Below are 18,265 nucleotides of genomic sequence, written 5' to 3'. Positions count from 1 at the left end.
TTTACTCACAGTATACCTTTAAAATGAAACAAACAAAATCACGCAATAAAGTTCTCGGTGCTTTTTTAGGCACTATTATTGAATATTACGACTATAGTTTATATGGTTTTTCAGCGGCAATTATCGCTGATAAATTCTTTTCAGCCAGTACTGATCTATTAACAAAGCTTGTAAATGTTTTTGCCGTTTATGCAGCAGCATATTTATCAAAGCCTATGGGTGCTTATATTTTTGGACGTATAGGGGATATATACGGTCGAAAAAAAGCCTTAAGTTTTACGATTATCGGTATTGTAATCCCTACCTTAATAATAGGTTTATTGCCCGATTATTCCTCGATAGGAGTTTGGAGTACAATAATTTTAGTTTTATGTCGCTTCATGCAAGGTATTTTTATTGGAGGGGAATATGACGGTGCAGCGATTTATGTTATTGAACATTTAGGAGCAAAATACCGATTTACTGCCTCGGCAATAACTAGATGTACAGGAGTAATGGGTTTATTATGCGGAATCGGTGCAACTAATTTCTTTAATTCTCATATTTTTCCGGATTGGGGTTGGCGTATTCCGTTTTTACTGAGTTTACCACTTGCATTAATAACTCTTTATTATCGCCGGAAATTTGATGAAACACCGGAGTTTAAAAAAGCACACTATAGCCAAGATTCTATTGAAAAACTTAGCTCTATAATTAAAAAGCAATGGAAAAATATTGCACGGTTAATATTTTTAGCCGGAGGTTTTGGAGCAACATATCAAATTGCGATCATCTTTATGAAGCAATATTTACCGATCGTATTACCTTCAGTCGGTATTATTATGAGTGCTTTTTCGGTCTTAATAGTAATATGTTTTGCTGTTTGTATGCCGATTGCCGGTTTTATTGCTGATCGCTTAGGAGTTAATTCGGTATTAAAAATCGCATTTATATGTACTATTACAGCAAGTGTATTTTTTGTGATAGCAGTAAAATATCAAATGACTAATTTAGGGCTTGCAGCTAGTTTAATGTTAGCTGCATCAGTTGCACCTTTTAATGCTCTCGCTCATAGTATAGTTATTAAGTCTTTTGTAGTTAAAGAACGCTATCGTGTTATAAGTTTAGGACATAATATCGGCTCAATGTTAATGTCCGGTACTGCTAGTTATATTTGTGCAAAGGTAATAAAATCATTTGATTTTAACCTATTCCCAATTTTATATCTTTGCATGTTTGCCGTACTTGCTTATTCTATGACCATATTATTTAACCGTAATAGGTAAAAAATAAATCTTGATGAAAATAATGAATGTAAGTATCTTTATTTGTATTTTTTTTAACTTTAAATGTTATGCATAAACTTTTTCATAAATCTATAATTTTTATTATCTTATGTATACAAGGAAATATTAGTTTTACCGATGCAAACGGAAGTATATACGCCTAGATATTGGTAATTGCAAAGAACGTAAATATGACTATGAAGATCATTTGGAAGAATTGTTGAAGCAAGAAATTTCTTTAGCAATGCAGAAGAATGGTTTAAGAGTTAAGCTATTGCACAACAAAGATATTAGAACACAAAAGCTTGATGATTTAGTATCTCGTTTCCGTAGCTCCTATAAATAATACTTATATTGCTTATATACGTCTTTATTTATGGCCTGAAGAAAAAGCTTTCTCAATGACTCAAAATATAGGTGAACCTGTTATAATTTTAGGAGAAAAAATAGGAGCTGATATATTTGTATTACTTAATTATGTGCAAATGATAAAGACTAATGGAGCTCGTACACGTGACTTTTTAATGAGTGCTTTGGGTTGTTCAGTAAGTAATGCAGATAATATATTTATGTCTACAGGAATAGTAGAAGCAAAAAGTGGTAGAATATTATGGACTAATGCAACGCCCCAAGCACAATCATTTAGTAGCTCTATTTTCTCTTCTTGTGATAAATCAGAAATTGGCAATTTTCATTCAGTAATAAATATGCTTTTATCTCCATTATAAACTGAATTTTGTGTCGTTCAGGGGTGGTTGGTGTGGCTTATTATTCCTCTCTGTCATCCCGTGATTTATTCACGGGATCCAGTAAAACATATAGTATGGGTAGACAAAACACATCTAATTTAAGTTCATAAACTATAAATCGTTTTTATCAAATAGGAAAAATTCACCTATTTCAGGGATAATAAACTTATTTTCATCAATATTATGTTTTTTCATAGCTTGTCGGAGTTCCAAAGGAACGGCATTAAATGCTTCATCAGCTAATTGAAAGACGTCAAAATGACTAGCTATAGAAAATATTTAGCGCTTAAGTCCAAATGAGTAAATACGGCTTCTTCAGGATGCATATGCACCGGTTTCATAAACCATCTTGGTTCATAAGCCCCTATCGGAATAAGGCTTATTAAAATATTATGTTTTTTTCCGATCTCTTTAAAAAGAGTATCGTTATAACCCGAATCACCTATAAAACAAATATCTCCTATCTTAGTTTTAATGATAAAAGTTCCCCATAATGCTTTATTTTTATCAAATATTCCTCTAGCCGACCAATGCTGTGTCGGTTTTAAATAAAATTCTACATCGCCTTTAATTTCATCTTCTTGGAAACTTTTTGAATTTAGCTGTATTTCTTGTTCTTTATATGACTCTCCCCACCCTAAGGTAACAATTTCTGCATCGGTAATATGTTTTTTGATTATTACGTCATTCATTAGTGGTGTAATAATCTTAGGCTTATCTCGTACCCATAAATCTTTAATTGTTCTGATGTCTAAATGGTCATAGTGATTATGGCTTATTAACATAACATCTATTTTAGGTAAATCGGTAAAATTAATACCGGGTTTTACCACTCTCTTTAGTCCTGCAAAAGTAAAAGGATTAACCCGCTCTGACCATACCGGATCGGTTAAGATATTTAAACCGTCTATTTGAATTCAAAAGGTTACATGCCCTACATAGGCTACTCGTACAGAGTCATCTCGATCGCTTGATACTAATGAATTTTGTGGAACTCGTCTTGTAGTCACGTACTAATTGTGCAGACTCGTCCTGAAATTCATCTTGTCTGAAGCGATCGAGATTTAGCTGTGTATTTTTACTGCTAGTTATTTTTTGTGGTGGAAGATCAGTGGAAGTAAGCAGCAGTGCTGTTGGCCATTTTGGTCGTTTTGAAGTTATTTTCCATTTTAGAATATCAAGTAAGGTTTTAAGTTTTATATTAGGATCAATATTGAAAAACATATTTTTATTTAGATAGACCTTCCTTTCGGTTTATTAGAGCTTTTAACTTGTTCAGCAAAAGATTTTGTCTTTTTATTTGTTGGTTTACGAATAAATCCTCTAGTTTTTTCTCCTATCAATATGGCTTCTTGAAGTATATCTTTTGGTAGTTTAGCTATAGATGCCGATATTTCCGGAGTTTGTTTTATTTCTACCGTTATCTTTTTTGCTTTATTTATATCTCTGCCTATTACTTCATCTAGTGGAACATTTTTATAATCTGCAAGAGCAACAATTGCTCCCATATCAGGCATTTTTGTACGACCATCTAGAAAATTTTTCCACGCTGTTTCATGAGTACCTGTTTTTTCACTTAACTTATACGGGGTTATATTGTCTGTTTCTAATATATTCAGTACAAATTTTTTAAAATTATTTCTAATTTCTTCTGGACCATCTTTATTTGTTTCTGATATATCGTTAATCCGATTAAATCTTTCTTTTGACCTTATATCTTCGCTCATTATTTTTCCCTGTAAAATTTACTCCTAAAAATTGAGAGTTAAAATAACTTCATAGATAGCCTCTTAGACTTATTTATTAATATATAACTAATAAATAGTAAATAGAAGATAATTATAATGAAAATAATAAATTTAAGCTATTGAATTAAGTATTTAGGTCTTATATATAAAATTTTTCTGTAGTAGGAGCCATGTCTTTTCCACTTCTTTTATTATAAATTAAATTTCAGATGCAGAATCTAAGATATTTTAAAAAGATTATATAAATTAAAAATTGTTTTTTCTGCATCTTGATCATTTATGAATAAGGTAATTTTAACTTCTGATAATTGTATCATGTTAACATTTATATTATCTTTCGTTAACTTTGATAATATCGCTTCAAGTAATTTACAATCATTTTTAATCCCATAACCAATAAGAGAGATTGTAGCAATTTCGGTATCAAAAGTAAAATCTTGTATCTGCTTATCATCTTTTAAATTAGTCAGTAAAGCTTGTAAATTATTTTTATCGGTTAAATTTGTAATAAAACTATATTCTTCATTATTTTTTATCTCTTGCATAAACTCAATATGATTATTATTTTGTGTAATCATATTTGCAACTTGCAAAAAACTTAAAGAAATGCTCTTTACAGATATTTTTAATAAATTTTTATTAGAAGTAATGCTGTTAATAATCCCATTCTCCATATTTTTATCCTTTGAAGTGATTAACGTACCTTCTGTATCCGGTGAAAATGTTGACAGAACACGCATATCTATTTTATACCGCATTACTAACTCTCCGGCTCTAGGGTGTAGTACTTTTGCTCCACTTGATGCTAGTTCTAACATTTCTAAAAAATCTATTTCTTTTATCCTCTTGGCATTTGGAATAATTCTTGGATCAGCAGTAAATATTCCCTCTACATCGGTATAAATATCACATCTATCGGCTTTCATAGCTGCAGCGATTAAGGCGGCAGTAGTATCAGATCCTCCTCTGCCCAAAGTAGTTAACCTATTGGATTTGTTAATTCCTTGAAAACCGGCTATTATAGGGACGGTATTTAACTGTAAATATTTTTCTAGTAAATCTGTAGTAATTGATTCTACTAAAGCTTTACTATGATTATTATCGGTGAGCATCGGTAATTGCCAAGCTAGAAATGATCGCGCCTTTATGTCTTCTTCTTGAAGAGCGAGCGCTAGTAATGAAGCAGTGACTATTTCACCGCTAGAAAGTGCTACATCATATTCTGCAAATTGAGAAATGTTGTTAAGGCTTGATACTTCATTACACAATGTGACAAGTTGATTAGTAACACCTGCCATAGCCGAAACTACTACAATTACTTGGTTATTTTTAGCTACTTCGGTTTTTATTATAGGAACGATTTTTTTTATTCTATCAATATTTGCAACGGAAGTGCCACCGAACTTTTGAATTATTAAGGCCATAAGTAAAGAAAGCCTAATAGAATATTATGTTATATAATTAATTTCCGCCTGTCGTCATCTAGCTCACTTACAGACATTATTGTGTGGAACGGTTTTCAGTTACCATCTCGCGACTTGATCGCGGGATCCAGCTTAAAGTACTAATAATATTAGTACTTTAAATTGTTTTTATGGACCCTGTAGTTAAGCCACGGGGTGACAAAGTGGATTTTACCAATCAACGCAACAATACCATAAAAAGCATTGTTCGTTCCACGTAACACTAGTAGATCAAACCGCAATACTTAAGCACTGGCAATTTCTTTAACATTCACGATTTTATGATTTCGCTTAGTTAAAAATTCTACTCTACCTTCTATCAAAGCAAATATTGTATGATCTTTGCCAAGCCCTACATTCGTTCCAGGATGAATTTTTGTGCCGCGTTGTCTAACTATAATATTACCGGGTATTACATATTGTCCATCGGCTTTTTTAACGCCCAGCCTTCGACCAGCTGAGTCTCTTCCGTTCCTAGAACTACCACCGGCTTTTTTGGTTGCCATTTTATAATTCCTTTTAAGTTATTATTATTGTTTGGTAATATCTAATATTTTTAATTCCGTCAATTCTTGACGATGACCGGCTTTACGACGATAATTTTTCCTACGCTTTTTCTTAAAGACTATAATTTTATTATCTTTAAGTTGGTTAGTAATTTCAGCCGTAACGACAGCCCCTTTAACTATTGGAGTCCCAATAAAAGAAGGCTTTGAGTATTCGCCAATCATTAAAATTTGATCAAACTGAATTTTAGAGCCAAGTTCTCCATCAATTTTTTCGACTTTAATAATACTATTTCTGTCTACTTTATATTGTTTTCCACCTGCTTTTATAACTGCGAACATGAAAACTATCTCTTTAAAAATTTATAAACATTTATCGTATCATATTATTATATTAGAAATTAGTCAATGATCTTTTTTTATAGCAAATCTATTGTCGAATATCTATTAACACAAATATAATTGCGTATTGAGTTACCGCAGCAAATATTGCGGCTAGCAAATCATCAAGCATAACGCCGATACTGCCCTTAATATTTTTGTCCAACCAATTAATAGGCCAGGGCTTTACTATATCAAAAAATCGGAATAGACAAAAAGGTAATACGAAAAGTAATATAATATTTATTGTTAGTGGACTTAAATATTTAATTAAATACGATTCATTAGCAAATAAAGCGGAAAAAAATACTAAAACGATAGTTAGCATTTGCCCTACTACTTCATCAATTACCACTTCTTTAGGGTCTTCTGAATTTGTATAATTTAAATATATTTTAGTAAAATAAGTGCCGAGTATTAAGAGTACCAAACATAGGCTAAAGCTTATAATAAATATACTGACAAGTTGAGCTTCACCGAGAGTAAGACTTAAGAAAGGAATGATTATTTTGTTATTAACAATAAAATATATTAAGAAATAAGTTAGAGGGAAAGCGGCAATTGATCCAAAAGTGCCTGGGCAGTATTTTATTTTCCCGATATAAAAAAAAGTAGCAAAAAATTCTGAAAATTGTTTTTTAGTAAACATTTCTTTAATTATTTTATCCTAGATTAGAGCTATAATATCTTATATAATTAAATTTTAACTTATACAGCAAAAATATCATGGGAATGAGCTTTAGCCATTTATTAATAGTTTTATTAATTATTTTTGTATTATTCGGTGCTGGCAAATTACCGCAAGTCATGTCCGATCTTGCTAAAGGTCTTAAAGCTTTTAAAGACGGCATGAAAGACGATGGTAGTGATAATGATAAAAATAAATAATTAATCTTTAGTATCCCTTTGTCATCCCGTGGCTTGACCAGCCTTGTTGCATGGCTTGAAAAACCTACTCAATGTCATTCCCGCGGAAGCGGGAATCCAGTACTTTAAAGATTTTTTGAAAAGTTCGATTTATCTCGCTTTACTCTGGATTCCCGCTTCCGCGGGAATGACATCCTGAACGTTCGTACAACACATGGTCAGGCCACTGAGTGACCAAGATACAACAACGCCCTAATTGCCTGAAACAGTAGAATATATCCCATCCTCTTTCCTAATAATATCATATCGTCTCTGAGCTACTCCATCGATGAAATAAATATTACCGGATAAACCTATATAAGGTTGTCTACTGTTCATTCTATTTAAAAACCTTTCAGATGCAAATTCATTGCCTATATAGTTTGCAGTCATACGTCCTAAATCATAAGAAAGAAGATGCATGAAGCCTATATGGTTAATACCTAAGTCTTTTGCCCTATCCGGAACGTTGCTATTGAGTAAATTTAAAGAGCCGGTAAAGCTAATATCGATATTTTCAAGGTAATCGATATCAATACGATTATCACCGATTAAAATAGCCTTTTTATCTAAATTATATTTACGAATACTATCAGCGAGTAGGTTTAAATTTTTTGGATCGTCTGATAGATAAATAACCGGTTTTGTTGTGTCGCTACGTTCATTTATAATATCGGTATTGTCTGAAATATTTCTTGCGGCTTTTGCTATAGATTCAGGATTATCCTCATAAAATTCAGTGCGTGATAATGATGCATTGTTCTGAACCAATATATTTTGCATTACTTGACTAATAGTTTGCGAATGCTTCCCTTTAGGTAATAATGCCATAAAATCTTTATGGTCGTTACTTGCGTAATAATTAATGATACGTATCAGTTGTTTTAAAGGTGCATGACCGAATACAAATAATTTATCTTCTGCAAGAGCCGGATTATTTGACATAGTTATTATAATAATATCATTTGCCTTTGCTTTTTCAGCTATTAGAGATGTAAAGTTAGAATATAGAGGACCTAAAATAATCTTAGTTTTACGTGCTACTATTTTATCCATAGCGGCTAAAACGTTTTTTTCGTCTGAACCATCGTAAGAAGTAACATGTATGTAAGATTTGATTCCGTCGTTAAGTCCCATTTTAATTAAATCTTTATATTGTTTCCCGACAATACTATCAGGCTCCTGATTTGGCATTAAAATTGCAATCTCAATTTCTGTTTGTTCTTTTTTAGGAAAACTTATAGGTTCTTCTTTAGGAGTTTGACAGGACGTTAAATATATCAAGCAAAAAAATGATAGAACGATTCGTAGTTTATGTTTTATACTAGCCATAATGTTACTTAAAATTAAAAAACTATGATTAGATATCTTTCCAAACCGGGATTATATATTGTTTCAACACCAATCGGTAATTTTGAAGATATAACGCTTCGTGCTATATCGACTTTAAAAAATTCGGATATTATCTTATGCGAGGATACTAGAATATCACAAAAATTGCTAGCAAAACATGACATTCATACAAAATTACAAATTTATAATGATCATAGTGACGAGAAAGATAGAGAAAATATCATAAGTTTAATAAAATCGGGCAATATAATAAGCTTAATTTCTGATGCAGGGACTCCTTTAATTTCTGATCCCGGCTATAAGTTAGTTAGAAATATACGCAATCTTAATTGTCATATAGACGTAGTACCGGGAGTATCTGCACCGGTTACTGCTCTAACTTTATCGGCTCTTCCTACTGATCGATTTTTATTTCACGGGTTTTTACCTAAAACTATAGAAAGTAAGAAAAAGATTTTTTCTGAACTAGTAAATCTTAAGGCTACTTTGATTTTTTTTGAAACGGCCCCTCGTTTGATAAATACTTTATCGGTAGCTAAGGAAATACTAGGAAACCGAGAAATATGTGTAGCTCGTGAGTTAACTAAACTGTATCAAGAAATAAAAACAGGGGATATAGATGAAATAATAGAGTTCTATCAAAATAATATTTTAAAAGGTGAGATAGTATTGTTGATTTCAGGAAATATACAGGAACAAAACCAACAAAAAAATTTAGAAAAATTTATAGAACTTGGCTTAAGTAAAAACTTAAGTAGCAAAACTACTACCGAACTTGTTTATGGCAAATTCAAAGATGTTTATAGTAAAAAAGAGATATATAGATTGGTGAATAAGCAAAAGATTTAATATAAATTTATAGTAGAATATTTACCTCAGAATATGCTAAAATAAAGAGAAAATAACATTCAGTAACATAATAATATGTCAAAAGTTAATCCGAGAGTAGATTTAGCGTTTAAAAAAATCTTCGGAGTAGAAGAGAATAAAGATTTATTGATATCGCTTATTAATTCGATAGTAAGTGAGAAAGATCAGATTGTAGAAGTAACATTACTTAATCCGTATAATCCAAAGAATTTTAAAGCCGATAAACTATCTATACTTGATATAAAAGCCAAAAGTGAAAGCAGTAAAAGGTATAATATCGAAATCCAAGTAACCGATGAAGCGGATTACGATAAAAGAGCTTTGTATTACTGGGCGAAAATGTATACGGAGCAACTGAAAGAGGGATCAGATTATGCGGCATTAAATAAAACAATAGGGATACACATACTTAACTTTACCAGTATTACAGATACAGATGAATATCATAATTCTTTTCAGTTAAAGGAAATAAAAAGTGGTTTAGTATATTTTAAAGATATAGAGTTACATACGATAGAGCTTAATAAATTTGCTAAGAATCCTAAGGAGGAGTTATCTGACGTCGTCAAGAAAGTTAAAAATGTTTTAGATATATGGCTAGCATTTTTAACACGTAATGATTTATTAAATAAAGATAATTTACCGAAAGAATTGGATAATGATGTATTGAAAAAAGCATTAACCGTGCTTGAGGTAATAAATTTAAATGATGCAGAAAGAGAGGAATATGAAAATCGTTTAGAGTGGCTTAGAATTGAAACTAGTGCTTTTAAAAAGATGAAAGAGGAAGGAAGAGCTGAAGGCGAAGAGAAGAAATATTGAAATAGCAAAAGAAATGCTAATTGATAAAGAGCCTCTAGAAACAATAATTAAATATACTAAACTTTCAAAAGAAGAAATAGAAAAGCTAAAAGCAGAAATCGATAAGGCGGAAAAATAAAAAGTCGTCTGCGATTATATACTCCGAGTAAATGAAGAATCAGCAGACGACCCATTATAAAAAACAGTTTTAGTTAGCTGAGCTGTGAGGACAGCCGCAACCTTTTTTAGGCTTATTGCTTTCTGCCGAATCTTTAAGTTTTTTACCGGCTGCCTGCATATCTTGACCTGCACCTTGCATTGTATTACAAGCACTTGTTAAGAAAGCTACAGCTACTAATATAGAAGTTATAAGTGCTGAACGCATAAATTTTACCTTTATCAAATTGAGCTTAGATATTATGAAGTAAGCAAAAAATTGTCAACTTGAAAATATATTAAAATTTAAAGTATTTGTACACATCACTTAGCCGTATCTTTATAATCACATAAGATATTTTGTTGACAAAATATTAATTTTTTAGTTCTTCTTTAAGAATTAATATTTAAAAGATTTATAAAATGAAAGAAATCAATGATCAATTGAAAGAAGCACTATCTTCTATGAAAGACGGTGTCTTAGATTGTACAAATTTAGAGGGAATAAGCTTACAAGAGATTTTTAATTTTCTTCAAAATCCTTATATAGTAAAGGATAAAATTATCTCTCTTGATATATCAACTTATGCAAATTGGAAAGAAGTAAATGATTTTATTTTGCAATTAAATGATAATTCACCTTTTAAGCCCCAAGCTATAGAAATTTATACCTTCTATAGATATATGGAAGATATTTTTAATTTAAGATTAAAAACAGGCATAAATATTACTAATCATACTGATGTTAATATGACAGATCGCAGAAAAGAGGCTTTATTAAAAAAATTCTTAGAGAGATTTAAAAAAATAATTTTACTAAAGATGAAGAACAGTTAAGTCAATTTATAAAAGCTGCATGTAAAGAAGCTAAAACCCCGGATGGAATCGAAATGCAGTATGGGCGCGCTTTACGGCTTGGTTCTAAGTATAATTTCAGTAAAATAGATAAACAATATTCGGATTTACAGGGTATTTTTAAAAAGTTACAAGAGACACAAATACAAAAAGTAAATTCAGAAATTCATCATTATAAACAGGAAGATGATTTACATTTTTATATGGTAAAAGTCAACGGAACGAATATGTCTGCTTGGCAAGATTTTTTGGGTAAGCAGAGTAGCTTTCAAAGTTCTTATCAAGGCAATGATCTGGTGATAAAAAATTTTGATAAGGGGAAGTATGCCTTTTCCGCTAGCTTAGATTATCATGATCAAGGCTTAACCGATGTATTATGTAGCCTTTGTTTCCAATAAAATATGACAAAAAGGTGACTTGCGTGATACTTCATCTATAGAGATGTTTATAACCATGCTGACTTCTCAAAATGCAAGCTTTATTTCGCATTCTGGTATAGCAAGACTTCCAATATATCAAGAAAAACCTTTTATTATAAAACATAAAAATCTTGCAGTTAAACTTCATAGTTTTATTGCCGCCTGTGCCAAAGATATTTTTTCTAATAAAAAAGAATATATGATTACTGTACCGGTAAAGGAAATGACACAAATAATTCTTAAAGAATATGAGAAAAAAGGAGTTTTAGATAAAATATATATAGGACATCAGCAAGAAAATTTAGATAATAAACAAACCCCTATAAAACTTATTGAGGATGATGACTAAACTTTATTTAGTCTTTATAATAAAAACGGTAATATATTACATGAATTAACTAGTGCACAAATGGAAGGAGAATTCGCTTGGTTTTGCAAACATCCGTATCTATTCAGGGGGCAAGGTAAAAGGTGCGCTGTTCGTTACTTGTCATTTAGAAACATTAGCAACGCTTGATCCTAAACCTAATTCTATAGAACATGAATATTATTCAGAAATAATTGGTAATTTATAAGATTTACTATAACTCTTATTTAAGGTTAAAATAATAATCGCAATACTCTTTAATAGGGCAGATGTTGCAATCGGGTTTTCTAGCTTTACATATATATCTGCCGTGCAGAATTAGCCAGTGATGGGTATGCGTTAGCCATTTTTTATCAATAATCTGCAGTAGCTCTTTTTCTACTATTTCAGGAGTACCGCCTTTAGCAAGCCCGATCCTTTTTGCTACTCTAAAGACATGCGTATCAACTGCCATTGTAGGCATGCCGAATAAGCAATTTAGTACAACATTAGCAGTTTTTCTGCCAACGCCCGGTAGTTTAATTAATTCCTTAAAATCATTCGGTACTGAAGCTTGATAATTGCTTATCAATATTTTACATAATGCGATAATATTTTTTGCTTTGCTGTTAAATAGTCCAATAGATTTTATATATTTTTTAAGTCCTTCTTCGCCGAGTTCTAAAATTTTTTCTGGTGTATCATAAGTTTCAAATAAAGATTTAGTTGCTAAATTTACTGATATATCGGTGGCTTGAGCAGATAATATTACTGCTACTAATAAGGTAAAATCATTCTTATATATTAATTCGGTTTTCGGATTTGGATTATTCTTGCTAAAAATCTCAAAAATTTTATTAACTATTTGTGCTTGCATATATTGCTATAGAAAGTGTATTTTAGAAGATAAATTATTGAGTCTTAAAATGCTAGAAAATAAAAATTTTAAATTTATAGAAAATGAAATAAAAAATAATAAAGTAGTATTGTTCATGAAAGGTACTAAAGAGTCGCCTGCATGCGGATTTTCAGGAACCGTAGTAGCTATTTTGAATAAATTAGGTGTAGAATTTCGTGATATTAATGTACTTTTTGATGCTGAATTACGTGAAGATTTAAAAAAATTTAGCGACTGGCCGACATTCCCACAATTATACATTAACGGAGAATTAGTCGGCGGGTGTGATATTGCTAGAGAGTTATATCAAAGTGGAGAACTTGAGAAGATGTTGAAAGCGTATACTCGGTGAATTTCAAAAATTGGCGTAGTCGTCTAGCAAGTTCTGCGGTGCTCACGTATTCAGTATACGCTCTGCTCCTCGCCTTGCAGACTCCTTGCTCTTTTTGAAATTGACCTTCGTATACTACTACTCAACCTTAATATTTTAAGTACATAAACATATAAAAACATGAGCAAATATTTAGAATACCCCGAAGTAGAAAGTAAAGAGCAGCCGCCGAAGAAGCTAGTAGTATTACTACACGGTGTCGGCTCGGACGGACATGATTTAATAGGACTTGTGTCTTATATCCAAAATTATTTACCCAATTGTCATTTTATTTCCCCGCATGGTATCGAGGCTTATGATATGATGCCTTATGGTAGACAATGGTTTAGTTTGCAAGACCGCAGCCTGCATATTATGGCAAAGCTAATTGCAAATAGTATTTCTAAGGTTGAAGATATAATAAAGCAAAAGCAGGACGAGTTAAATCTAACCAACAAAGATACTATCATTATTGGCTTTTCTCAAGGTACGATGATAGGGTTATATTTAACACTAGTTCAAAAAGAGCCGTTTTTCTGTACTATAGGTTTTTCGGGTGCATTAATTCCACCTATAGAAGTTAATAATAAGCTTACTCCTATATGCTTGATTCATGGGGCATTAGATGAGGTGGTCGGTGTTAGCGAGATGTATAATGCTTCAAACTATTTATCTAAGCTGCATATAGAGCATAGCGGACATAAATTAACGTCTCTTGCTCATTCAATAGATGGACGGGGGCTTGAGATTGCAATTAATTTTATAAATAACCGTCATTGTGAGCAGCCGTAGGCTGCGTGGCAATCTCAGGATTTTGGTACGAGATTGCTGCGTCAAAATTTTCAATTTTTCCTCGCAATGACGATTAGATATCCACATAACAAAACCAAAAAAATATGAGGATAAATGAATATTTTTAATAATAATTTACATGAAACGGATAAAGAGATTAATGAAATAATAAAGCATGAAAAGCTACGTCAAAGTAGCGTAATCGAGCTTATTGCATCAGAAAATTTCGTAAGTTCTGCTGTGCTTGAAGCTCAAGGGTCGCTTCTGACTAACAAATATGCCGAAGGATACCCAAGTAAGCGATTCTATAACGGTTGCGCGGAAGTAGATAAAGCTGAAAATTTAGCTATAGAACGAGTAAAAAAACTCTTTAACTGCAAATATGCAAATGTCCAACCTCATTCAGGATCACAAGCAAATCAGGCTGTATATCTTGCTTTATTACAGCCGGGTGATACGGTTCTTGGTATGTCCTTAGATAGCGGTGGGCATCTAACGCACGGTGCAGCTCCTAATATGTCCGGTAAATGGTTTAATGCCGTTTCTTATAGCGTAAATAAAGAGACTTATTTAATCGATTATGATGAGATTGAACGCTTAGCGGATTTGCATAAACCAAAATTACTTATAGCCGGTTTTTCTGCTTATCCTCGTAATATTGATTTTGCGAAATTTAGAGAAATCGTGGATAGAGTAGGAGCTTACTTTATGGCAGATATTGCTCATATTGCAGGACTTGTTGCCACAGGTGAGCATCAAAGTCCTATTCCTTACGCTCACGCTGTTACCTCTACTACTCATAAAACACTTAGAGGTCCAAGAGGCGGTTTAATTTTATCTAACGATGAAGAGATAGGTCAAAAAATAAATTCTGCATTATTTCCAGGACTACAAGGTGGTCCGTTAATGCATATAATCGCCGCAAAAGCCGTAGCTTTTTTAGAAAATTTGCAGCCTGAATATAAAAGTTATATTCAGCAGGTAATAAGTAACGCTAAAGCTTTAGCAAGTAGCTTGCAAGAAAGAGGATATGATATATTAACAGGTGGTACCGATAATCATATTGTTTTAGTGGATTTGCGTAAAGACGGAATCACGGGTAAGCTTGCCGCAAATTCTTTGGATAGAGCAGGGATTACGTGTAATAAGAATGCTATCCCGTTTGATGAAACTTCGCCTTTTATCACTTCAGGTATTCGCCTTGGTACTCCCGCATGTACTACTAGAGGCTTTAAAGAAAAGGATTGTGTATTAGTCGGTCATATGGTAGCAGATATTTTAGACGGCTTAAAAAATAATGAAGATAATAGCGATCTTGAGCAGAAAGTATTAAATGAAGTGACAAAATTAATTGAATTATTTCCGTTTTATGGCTAATTTAAATAAACGACCTGATTGGATAAAAGTAAAAGCTCCTAATTCTACAGAGTACTATAATACAAAAGATTTAATAAAGAATCTGAGATTAAATACTGTGTGCGAGGAAGCTGCTTGTCCTAATATTGGTGAGTGCTGGTCAAAAAAACATACAACTGTAATGATTTTAGGTTCGGTTTGTACTAGAGCCTGTAGGTTTTGTAACGTTAAAACGGGTAGACCGGATTTACTTGATCCGCATGAACCGCAAAGGTTAGCGGAGGCAGTACAAAAGCTAAATCTTAAGCATGTAGTAATTACTTCCGTCGATCGTGATGATCTTGAGGATGGCGGAGCTTCACATTTTGCGGAGTGTATTAGCGAAATCCGAAAATCATCGCCAAATACTACTATTGAGATTCTAACACCCGATTTTTTAAGAAAAGAAGGAGCAGCTGAAATAATAGCAAATGCAAAACCTGACGTTTTTAACCATAATGTCGAAGTAGTACCGTCTTTATACAAAACGATTAGACCGGGGGCTAGATATTATAATTCTTTAAGCTTACTTCATAATATCAAAAAATTATCTCCGGAAATTTTTACAAAATCCGGTATGATGGTAGGACTTGGGGAAGAAATAAATGAAGTAGTACAGGTTATAGATGATTTAAGAGAAGCCAAGGTTGATTTCCTAACTATTGGGCAGTATTTGCAGCCTACCAAAAATCATGCTGAGGTCGCGAAATATGTTACGCCGGAAGAGTTTAAATATCTAGAGCGAGTAGCAAAAACAAAAGGATTCTTGATGGTTTCGGCAAGCCCGCTAACCCGTTCTTCATACCATGCCGATGAGGATTTTCAAAAATTAAAAGAGAATTACCAACAAAAACTGGTGTCTTAAAATATCATGCTTATTGCCTGTGTGATCAGTTTTCATAGCTATTATCTTTGTTTACTAAAGTAAATAATCCGCATGTTGATTAATTTATATATATGATATCATACGTGTAACACACGTGTATACGAGCATTTTATGCAGAAGAAATTGACAATATACTATATAGATGAAGCGGTTTATTATAGGCTTTATTCTGTAATAGGTGAACGTAAAATTAGCAAATTTATTGAGCAACTTGTTGTTAAAACCTTATGTAATTAATAAGGAGCTTGGAGCCGCTTACAAAGCCATGGCTCAAGATACAAAAGCTGAGGAGAAGGCCAATGAGTGGGTAGAAGGGTTAATAGAACGCGATTTTTATGAAAAGAGGTGAGGTATGGTGGTCGACTTTAATCCTTTGTTAGGTGGGGAAGTCGCTAAGGTAAGACCGGCAATAATTACTCAAATGCTTCATTAAATCGTGTGCAAGTAATACCTTTAACTAGTAACATCGATAAATGCTATCCTTGTGAAGTCTACGTAATGATAGGTAGCAAAAAAGGTAAAGCCATGACTGATCAAATAATGACAGTAAGCAAATTAAGATTAAAATCTAAAATTAACGTTATCTCTAATGAAGATATACAGCTTTTAAAATATGCTCTTAAGTTGCAGCTAAGTTTATAACGACTATTCATTCAATATTTGGTACAATGATAAACGTAGAAATTGTAAGAAACTACAACAAATGGCATGAGCATAAGCAGATAAATAAGAGTTTAATCAAAAAAATAACTCAAAATATTTTATTGCGGTTTGATAATTTTAGTAAAATAAAACAATTTGAATTATCAATTTTACTAACAAATGCTGCAGAAATATTGACCTTAAACAAACAATTTCGTAATATAGAAAAAGCTACTAACGTTCTTTCTTTTCCAAGCAACGAATTAAATTGGCAGGATTTATATTCTAAACTTGAATTTTTAGGTGATTCTGATTATATGCATTTAGGTGATATAGCATTTTGTTATGAGGTAATATATAATGAATCGTGCGAGCAGCAAAAAACTTTTGAGAATCATTTTATTCATCTTTTAATACATAGTATTTTACACTTAATTGGGTTTGATCATCAAAATGACACAGAAGCAAATATTATGGAAAATCTAGAAATTGAAATATTATCATATTTCGGTATTTTCCCCCCTTATTAACTAAATAAAAAAATTTATGTTAAAATCTTCAAAAAAAGAAGATTCTAGTAAAAAAAACCAAAATAATAAGTTAATTTTTATTGTACGAAAATTATTCTCTCCGATAAAAAATTTTTTTAGAAAAACAAAAACGCCCGATAATTTTTTTGGTGTCATAAAACGCCTTAAAATTAATAGCCAAAAAATGACTTTAGACGAGCGTAATATTTTAGCTAATTTATTGGAGCTAGAAGATAAAACTATTGAAGATATAATGGTACCGCGTTCCGATATTGCGGCAATAAAATTAACTACGAATCTAGAAGAATTAAGTGAGTCTATTAAGTTAGAAGTCCCACATACACGAACTCTTATATATGATGGTACTTTGGATAATGTAGTAGGGTTCATTCATATCAAGGATTTATTTAAAGCATTGGCTACAAAGCAAAACGGTCGTTTAAAAAAGCTTATACGTAAGCATATAATTGCAGCTCCTTCTATGAAATTATTAGATTTGCTAGCAAAAATGCGTCGTGAGAGAACACATATTGCAATAGTTGTTGATGAATATGGCGGTACTGACGGTTTAGTTACTATTGAAGATCTTATAGAAGAAATAGTAGGACGAATAGATGATGAGCATGATCAGCAATTAGATAGCGATAATTTCAAGGTTATTAATAACTCAACAATTATTTCAAATGCGCGTGTTGAAGTAGAAGTGCTTGAAGAAATAATAGGAGAAAAGCTACAAAATGATGATGATGAGTTTGATACGATAGGTGGATTAGTGTTGACTAGAGTCAGTAGTGTTCCGGCTATCGGTACTAGAATAGATATTTCAGAAAATATTGAAATTGAAGTTACGGACGCAACTCCTCGTTCTTTAAAACAAGTCAAAATTAGACTAAAAAACGGTTTGAATGGTGAATGAATATGAGTTTAGAGTCGG

25 protein-coding genes and 1 pseudogene are annotated in these 18,265 nt (G+C 32.0%); 17 read left to right on the top strand and 9 right to left on the bottom strand.

Features of this window, described 5'->3' with window-relative positions; translation table 11 throughout:
• The first annotated feature begins 23 nt into the window (after positions 1-23).
• Both O6R16_RS00360 and O6R16_RS00355 read left to right on the top strand, forming a co-directional pair.
• Positions 24-1,265 carry an MFS transporter gene (locus O6R16_RS00360; protein ID WP_499679532.1) on the top strand — a complete coding sequence of 414 codons (1,242 nt, stop codon included), beginning with the start codon at positions 24-26 and terminating at the stop codon, positions 1,263-1,265.
• A 401-nt stretch (positions 1,266-1,666) separates the two neighbouring features.
• Positions 1,667-1,993: a hypothetical protein gene (locus O6R16_RS00355; protein ID WP_499679531.1), complete on the top strand. Its 327-nt coding sequence runs from the start codon at positions 1,667-1,669 to the stop codon at positions 1,991-1,993.
• Between the two features lie 287 nt (positions 1,994-2,280).
• On the opposite strand, the gene O6R16_RS00350 is transcribed toward O6R16_RS00355, so the two are convergent.
• The 6 genes from O6R16_RS00350 to O6R16_RS00325 all read right to left on the bottom strand — a co-directional run bounded on the left by O6R16_RS00350 (position 2,281) and on the right by O6R16_RS00325 (position 6,761).
• A complete protein-coding gene (locus tag O6R16_RS00350; RefSeq protein ID WP_499679551.1) occupies positions 2,281-2,910 on the bottom strand; it encodes an MBL fold metallo-hydrolase in 630 nt (209 codons plus the stop codon).
• Between the two features lie 336 nt (positions 2,911-3,246).
• The gene (locus O6R16_RS00345) at positions 3,247-3,741 is read right to left on the bottom strand and encodes an XRE family transcriptional regulator (protein ID WP_499679530.1); all 495 of its coding nucleotides are present in this window, start codon (positions 3,739-3,741) and stop codon (positions 3,247-3,249) included.
• A 239-nt stretch (positions 3,742-3,980) separates the two neighbouring features.
• Positions 3,981-5,186, bottom strand: a complete 1,206-nt coding sequence (locus O6R16_RS00340) for an aspartate kinase (RefSeq protein WP_499679529.1) — start codon at positions 5,184-5,186, stop codon at positions 3,981-3,983.
• A gap of 284 nt (positions 5,187-5,470) precedes the next feature.
• Positions 5,471-5,731 carry a 50S ribosomal protein L27 gene (gene rpmA, locus O6R16_RS00335; RefSeq protein ID WP_011271503.1) on the bottom strand — a complete coding sequence of 87 codons (261 nt, stop codon included), beginning with the start codon at positions 5,729-5,731 and terminating at the stop codon, positions 5,471-5,473.
• A gap of 24 nt (positions 5,732-5,755) precedes the next feature.
• Positions 5,756-6,073: a 50S ribosomal protein L21 gene (gene rplU, locus O6R16_RS00330; RefSeq protein ID WP_004997480.1), complete on the bottom strand. Its 318-nt coding sequence runs from the start codon at positions 6,071-6,073 to the stop codon at positions 5,756-5,758.
• An 88-nt stretch (positions 6,074-6,161) separates the two neighbouring features.
• Positions 6,162-6,761, bottom strand: coding sequence for a phosphatidylglycerophosphatase A family protein (locus tag O6R16_RS00325; RefSeq protein ID WP_499679528.1), 600 nt, complete (start codon positions 6,759-6,761; stop codon positions 6,162-6,164).
• A gap of 77 nt (positions 6,762-6,838) precedes the next feature.
• On the opposite strand from O6R16_RS00325, the gene tatA reads away from it, so the two are divergent.
• Complete coding sequence (tatA, locus tag O6R16_RS00320) at positions 6,839-7,000, top strand: twin-arginine translocase TatA (RefSeq protein ID WP_004997483.1); 162 nt, start codon at positions 6,839-6,841, stop codon at positions 6,998-7,000.
• 231 nt (positions 7,001-7,231) lie between these two features.
• Here the strand turns inward: tatA and O6R16_RS00315 are convergent, their stop codons facing one another.
• Positions 7,232-8,350: a penicillin-binding protein activator gene (locus O6R16_RS00315; RefSeq protein WP_499679527.1), complete on the bottom strand. Its 1,119-nt coding sequence runs from the start codon at positions 8,348-8,350 to the stop codon at positions 7,232-7,234.
• A 24-nt stretch (positions 8,351-8,374) separates the two neighbouring features.
• Between O6R16_RS00315 and rsmI the strand changes: the two genes are divergently transcribed.
• Together rsmI and O6R16_RS00305 are read left to right on the top strand one after the other, a co-directional pair.
• Positions 8,375-9,220: a 16S rRNA (cytidine(1402)-2'-O)-methyltransferase gene (gene rsmI, locus O6R16_RS00310; protein WP_499679526.1), complete on the top strand. Its 846-nt coding sequence runs from the start codon at positions 8,375-8,377 to the stop codon at positions 9,218-9,220.
• Between the two features lie 75 nt (positions 9,221-9,295).
• Positions 9,296-10,181: pseudogene (locus O6R16_RS00305) on the top strand (Rpn family recombination-promoting nuclease/putative transposase).
• A 69-nt stretch (positions 10,182-10,250) separates the two neighbouring features.
• Here O6R16_RS00305 and O6R16_RS00300 read toward each other — a convergent pair.
• On the bottom strand, positions 10,251-10,427 hold the full coding sequence (locus O6R16_RS00300) for an entericidin A/B family lipoprotein (protein WP_499679525.1): 177 nt from the start codon (positions 10,425-10,427) through the stop codon (positions 10,251-10,253).
• A gap of 194 nt (positions 10,428-10,621) precedes the next feature.
• On the opposite strand from O6R16_RS00300, the gene O6R16_RS00295 reads away from it, so the two are divergent.
• The 4 genes from O6R16_RS00295 to O6R16_RS00280 are packed head-to-tail and all read left to right on the top strand — an operon-like array spanning position 10,622 to position 12,047.
• A complete protein-coding gene (locus tag O6R16_RS00295; protein WP_499679524.1) occupies positions 10,622-11,035 on the top strand; it encodes a hypothetical protein in 414 nt (137 codons plus the stop codon).
• Positions 11,036-11,088: 53 nt separating this feature from the next.
• Positions 11,089-11,451 carry a hypothetical protein gene (locus O6R16_RS00290; RefSeq protein ID WP_499679523.1) on the top strand — a complete coding sequence of 121 codons (363 nt, stop codon included), beginning with the start codon at positions 11,089-11,091 and terminating at the stop codon, positions 11,449-11,451.
• Between the two features lie 19 nt (positions 11,452-11,470).
• Entirely contained in the window at positions 11,471-11,821 is a 351-nt protein-coding gene (locus O6R16_RS00285) for a hypothetical protein (RefSeq protein ID WP_499679522.1), read from the top strand.
• Between the two features lie 52 nt (positions 11,822-11,873).
• Entirely contained in the window at positions 11,874-12,047 is a 174-nt protein-coding gene (locus O6R16_RS00280; RefSeq protein WP_499679521.1) for a hypothetical protein, read from the top strand.
• 15 nt (positions 12,048-12,062) lie between these two features.
• Here the strand turns inward: O6R16_RS00280 and nth are convergent, their stop codons facing one another.
• On the bottom strand, positions 12,063-12,695 hold the full coding sequence (nth, locus tag O6R16_RS00275; RefSeq protein ID WP_499679520.1) for an endonuclease III: 633 nt from the start codon (positions 12,693-12,695) through the stop codon (positions 12,063-12,065).
• Between the two features lie 49 nt (positions 12,696-12,744).
• On the opposite strand from nth, the gene grxD reads away from it, so the two are divergent.
• The 8 genes from grxD to tlyC all read left to right on the top strand — a co-directional run bounded on the left by grxD (position 12,745) and on the right by tlyC (position 18,247).
• A complete protein-coding gene (grxD, locus tag O6R16_RS00270) occupies positions 12,745-13,068 on the top strand; it encodes a Grx4 family monothiol glutaredoxin (protein ID WP_064464794.1) in 324 nt (107 codons plus the stop codon).
• Between the two features lie 159 nt (positions 13,069-13,227).
• Complete coding sequence (locus O6R16_RS00265; protein WP_499679519.1) at positions 13,228-13,878, top strand: alpha/beta hydrolase family protein; 651 nt, start codon at positions 13,228-13,230, stop codon at positions 13,876-13,878.
• A 114-nt stretch (positions 13,879-13,992) separates the two neighbouring features.
• Positions 13,993-15,255: a serine hydroxymethyltransferase gene (gene glyA / locus O6R16_RS00260; RefSeq protein ID WP_499679518.1), complete on the top strand. Its 1,263-nt coding sequence runs from the start codon at positions 13,993-13,995 to the stop codon at positions 15,253-15,255.
• Positions 15,248-16,138, top strand: coding sequence for a lipoyl synthase (lipA, locus tag O6R16_RS00255; protein WP_499679517.1), 891 nt, complete (start codon positions 15,248-15,250; stop codon positions 16,136-16,138). Before glyA ends, lipA begins: the two co-directional genes overlap by 8 nt.
• A gap of 199 nt (positions 16,139-16,337) precedes the next feature.
• Positions 16,338-16,508: a hypothetical protein gene (locus O6R16_RS00250; RefSeq protein ID WP_499679516.1), complete on the top strand. Its 171-nt coding sequence runs from the start codon at positions 16,338-16,340 to the stop codon at positions 16,506-16,508.
• 89 nt (positions 16,509-16,597) lie between these two features.
• Positions 16,598-16,801 (top strand): type II toxin-antitoxin system PemK/MazF family toxin, encoded by a 204-nt coding sequence (locus O6R16_RS00245; protein ID WP_499679515.1) that lies wholly within the window; start codon positions 16,598-16,600, stop codon positions 16,799-16,801.
• 26 nt (positions 16,802-16,827) lie between these two features.
• A complete protein-coding gene (gene ybeY, locus O6R16_RS00240; protein ID WP_499679514.1) occupies positions 16,828-17,331 on the top strand; it encodes an rRNA maturation RNase YbeY in 504 nt (167 codons plus the stop codon).
• Positions 17,332-17,347: 16 nt separating this feature from the next.
• Entirely contained in the window at positions 17,348-18,247 is a 900-nt protein-coding gene (tlyC, locus tag O6R16_RS00235; RefSeq protein ID WP_499679511.1) for a hemolysin C, read from the top strand.
• Positions 18,248-18,265: the final 18 nt, after the last annotated feature.

This window comes from Candidatus Rickettsia tasmaniensis, from assembly GCF_036857515.1.
GTDB classification, from domain to species: domain Bacteria; phylum Pseudomonadota; class Alphaproteobacteria; order Rickettsiales; family Rickettsiaceae; genus Rickettsia; species Rickettsia rickettsii.
The sequence above is the reverse complement of the archived record's forward strand: the minus strand, read 5'-3'. Positions and strand labels throughout refer to the sequence as shown.